Consider the following 3,852-nt stretch of genomic DNA (forward strand, 5'->3'; position numbering starts at 1 on the left):
ATTTACCCGCGAATGCGATAGTGGTTTCACCGACGTATTCGCGGGTAAATCGCATCGGCGCACCGCCGCCCCCACAGGTTCACCGTCAACCTGTAGAGCCGGGAGGTCAGCATGTCACTTAGCGTCTTCGACCTGTTCAAGATCGGCATCGGCCCCTCCAGCTCCCACACGGTCGGGCCAATGCGCGCCGCCGCGCGCTTCGCCGAAGGCCTGCGCCGTGACGGCCTGCTGGCCGGCACGGTCAGCGTCAAGGCCGAGCTGTATGGCTCGCTCGGCGCCACCGGCAAGGGCCACGGCAGCGACAAAGCCGTGCTGCTCGGGCTTGAGGGCGAGCACCCGGACACCGTCGATACCGAAAGCATCCCCGCCCGCCTGAAGGCGATCCGCGACAGCGGCCAGCTGCGCCTGCTTGGCGAGCATGAGATCGAATTCGTCGAAAAACAGCACCTGGCGATGATCCGCAAGCCGCTGGCCTACCACCCCAATGGCATGATCTTCCGTGCCTTCGATGCGGCCGGGTTGCAGATCCGCAGCCGCGAGTACTACTCGGTGGGTGGCGGTTTCGTGGTCGATGAAGAGGCCGCCGGCCATGACCGCATCGTCGAGGACAGCACCGTGCTGCCCTACCCGTTCAAGACCGGCAAGCAGTTGCTCGGGCATTGCGCCGCGCAACAGTTTTCGTTCAGCCAGGTGATGCTGGCCAACGAAGCGGCATGGCGCCCCGAGGCCGAAACCCGCGCCGGGCTATTGCGTATCTGGCAGGTGATGCAGGACTGCGTCGAGGCCGGTTGCCGCCACGAGGGCATCCTGCCAGGTGGACTGAAGGTCAAGCGCCGCGCGCCGGCGCTGTACCGCCAGCTCAGCCAGCACCCGGAAGCCAGCCTGCGCGATGCCCTGTCGGTGCTTGACTGGGTCAACCTTTACGCCCTGGCGGTGAACGAGGAAAACGCCTACGGCGGGCGCGTGGTCACGGCGCCGACCAATGGCGCGGCCGGCATCGTGCCCGCGGTGCTGCACTACTACATGCGCTTCGTCCCCGGCGCCAACGAGGATGGAGTGGTGCGCTTCCTGCTCACCGCAGCGGCGATCGGCATTCTGTACAAGGAGAACGCGTCGATTTCCGGCGCCGAGGTTGGCTGCCAGGGCGAGGTCGGCGTGGCCTGCTCGATGGCTGCCGGGGCCTTGTGCGAGGTGATGGGGGGGACCCCGCAGCAGGTGGAGAACGCCGCCGAGATCGGCATGGAACATAACCTGGGCCTGACCTGCGACCCCATCGGCGGGCTGGTCCAGGTGCCCTGCATCGAGCGCAACGCCATGGGCTCGGTGAAGGCGATCAATGCGGTGCGCATGGCCCTGCGCGGCGACGGGCAGCATTACGTCTCGCTCGACAAGGTCATCCGCACCATGCGCCAGACCGGCGCCGACATGAAAAGCAAATACAAGGAGACCGCCCGCGGCGGTCTGGCCGTCAACATCATCGAATGTTGACCCGAACAAAAACCAAGGAGTCACCGATGTCCGAAACACTGCTCAAGACCCCACTGCACGCCCTGCATCTCGAACTGGGCGCACGCATGGTGCCGTTCGCCGGCTATGACATGCCGGTGCAGTACCCGCTGGGAGTGCTCAAGGAGCACCTGCACACCCGCGAGCAGGCCGGCCTGTTCGACGTCTCGCACATGGGCCAGATCGTCCTGCGCGGCAGCGATGCGGCCCGCGCGCTGGAAACCCTGGTGCCAGTGGACATCATCGACCTGCCGGTGGGCATGCAGCGCTATGCCATGTTCACCAACGAACAAGGCGGCATTCTTGACGACCTGATGGTCGCCAACCTGGGTGACGACACCCTGTTCCTGGTGGTCAACGCCGCCTGCAAGGACCAGGACCTGGCCCACCTGCGCCAGCACATCGGCGCGCGGTGCGAAATCGAGCCGCTGTTCGAAGCCCGCGCGCTGCTGGCCCTGCAAGGCCCGGCGGCGGTCAAGGTGCTGGAGCGCCTGGCGCCGGAAGTGGCCGGCATGACCTTCATGCAGTTCCGCCCGGTCACCTTGTTGGGCAGCGAATGCTTCGTCAGCCGCTCGGGCTACACCGGTGAAGACGGCTACGAGATCTCGGTACCGGCGACCGCCGCCGAAGCCCTGGCCCGCCGTCTGCTGGCCGAGCCGGAAGTGCAGCCGATCGGCCTCGGTGCGCGCGATTCGCTGCGCCTGGAAGCCGGCCTGTGCCTGTACGGCCACGACATGAATAGCGCCACCACGCCGATCGAGGCCAGCCTGCTGTGGGCGATCTCCAAGGTGCGCCGTGCCGACGGCGCGCGTGCTGGTGGTTTCCCCGGCGCCGCAGCCGTATTCGCCCAGCAGCAACAAGGCGTTGCACGCAAGCGCGTAGGCCTGCTGCCACAGGAACGCACCCCGGTGCGCGAGGGTGCCGAAATTGTCGACGGCACCGGCAAAATGGTTGGCCAGGTGTGCAGCGGTGGATTTGGCCCGACCCTCGGCGCACCGGTGGCGATGGGCTATGTCGATACCGAACATGCAGCACTGGACACGGCGTTGTTCGCTGTCGTGCGTGGCAAGCAAGTTGCCCTTAAAGTCAGCAGAATGCCTTTCGTGGCACAGCGTTACTACCGCGGTTGATTGACGGTTTGGGCAGGTTCGGCATATTCGTTTCCGAACCTGCCCAATAACTTCTGAACATAGCGCCAGGCCAGGCGCCATGCCGCTTCGGGCAAATCGCTCAAGGCTTCGGAAAAGCCTGATTTTCACCCCGGCGCAGGGCTTGTTTTTCGCTCGACAGTTGGCGTAGAGTCACTGCACTGTGTTTGCATGGGTCGCAACAGTTCGTGACCTGGGCCAGTAGCCGCAATTTGCTACAACCCGTTCGACGTCTCTTACTTTCCTGCAACCCAGCCCAGTACTCTTTCACGTACATAACGTGTGAAAGAAACTGTCATCAAATTCAAGTTTCATAGGAAATAAGACAATGTCCCAACGTCAGAGCGGTACCGTCAAGTGGTTCAATGACGAGAAAGGTTTCGGTTTCATCACCCCTGAAAGCGGTCCGGATCTGTTCGTGCACTTCCGTGCCATTCAGGGCAACGGCTTCAAGAGCCTGAAAGAAGGCCAGAAAGTGACCTTCATTGCCGTGCAAGGCCAGAAAGGCATGCAGGCTGACGAAGTCATCGCAGAAGCCTGACTTCTTAAAAAAAGCCCCTGTGTTGACGCACAGGGGCTTTTTTGTGCCCGCAATTCCATAGAATGGGCCTTTGCCATCTGGAGCCGTCGTGCATGTCCAAGCCTTTGCTCAATCCCCAGGGTGAATTCCCCCCCGCCGGCCTGGGCCGCCGATTGGCAGCGATGTTCTATGACTTCCTGCTGTGCACCGCCCTGCTGATCGTGACCGCCGGTGCCTACAAGATGATCCAGATGGCGATCATCGGCGAAGCACGCATGCGCGAACTGACCGAGGCCGGCGCACTGGATGGCGACCCACTGCTGTCGACCATCCTGCTGTTCGCGCTGTTCGGCTTCTTCGCCAAGTTCTGGACCCATGGCGGCCAGACCCTTGGCATGCAGGTATGGGGACTGCGCGTACAGAACGCCGATGGCAGCGCCATCAGCCTGTGGCAGGCGTTGCTGCGTTTTGTGGTGTCGATCGCTTCATGGCTGTGCCTGGGGTTGGGCTTTATCTGGTCACTGTTCGACAAGCGCAAGCGCAGCTGGCACGACATCTACTCCGACACGCAGTTGGTGCGACTGCCAAAGCGTAAAAAGTGACTGCAAAAGTCACAGCGTGGGAGCGGCGGTTCGTGGGAGCGGGCTTGCCCCGCGATGGCGTTGCGAAGGCCATCGC

General features: G+C 63.2%; 4 protein-coding genes. All 4 read left to right on the forward strand.

The features are described 5' to 3' along the window. The first annotated feature begins 111 nt into the window (after positions 1 to 111). The 4 genes from ABE459_RS25730 to ABE459_RS25745 all read left to right on the forward strand — a co-directional run bounded on the left by ABE459_RS25730 (position 112) and on the right by ABE459_RS25745 (position 3,776). Complete coding sequence (locus tag ABE459_RS25730) at positions 112 to 1,488, forward strand: L-serine ammonia-lyase (protein ID WP_125465318.1); 1,377 nt, start codon at positions 112 to 114, stop codon at positions 1,486 to 1,488. A gap of 26 nt (positions 1,489 to 1,514) precedes the next feature. Further along, entirely contained in the window at positions 1,515 to 2,636 is a 1,122-nt protein-coding gene (gene gcvT, locus ABE459_RS25735) for a glycine cleavage system aminomethyltransferase GcvT (RefSeq protein ID WP_258705004.1), read from the forward strand. A 346-nt stretch (positions 2,637 to 2,982) separates the two neighbouring features. Continuing rightward, on the forward strand, positions 2,983 to 3,195 hold the full coding sequence (locus ABE459_RS25740) for a cold-shock protein (RefSeq protein ID WP_010220199.1): 213 nt from the start codon (positions 2,983 to 2,985) through the stop codon (positions 3,193 to 3,195). 92 nt (positions 3,196 to 3,287) lie between these two features. Beyond that, positions 3,288 to 3,776 (forward strand): RDD family protein, encoded by a 489-nt coding sequence (locus ABE459_RS25745; RefSeq protein ID WP_323830281.1) that lies wholly within the window; start codon positions 3,288 to 3,290, stop codon positions 3,774 to 3,776. Positions 3,777 to 3,852 lie beyond the last annotated feature (76 nt).

Source organism: Pseudomonas sp. TWI923, from assembly GCF_039673365.1.
Classification (GTDB): Bacteria; Pseudomonadota; Gammaproteobacteria; order Pseudomonadales; family Pseudomonadaceae; genus Aquipseudomonas; species Aquipseudomonas sichuanensis.

Coding starts and splice junctions, on each gene's coding strand:
- ABE459_RS25730 (WP_125465318.1), top strand. CDS start 112: ATGTCACTTAGCGTCTTCGACCTGTTCAAGATCGGCATCGGCCCCTCC.
- gcvT (WP_258705004.1), top strand. CDS start 1,515: ATGTCCGAAACACTGCTCAAGACCCCACTGCACGCCCTGCATCTCGAA.
- ABE459_RS25740 (WP_010220199.1), top strand. CDS start 2,983: ATGTCCCAACGTCAGAGCGGTACCGTCAAGTGGTTCAATGACGAGAAA.
- ABE459_RS25745 (WP_323830281.1), top strand. CDS start 3,288: ATGTCCAAGCCTTTGCTCAATCCCCAGGGTGAATTCCCCCCCGCCGGC.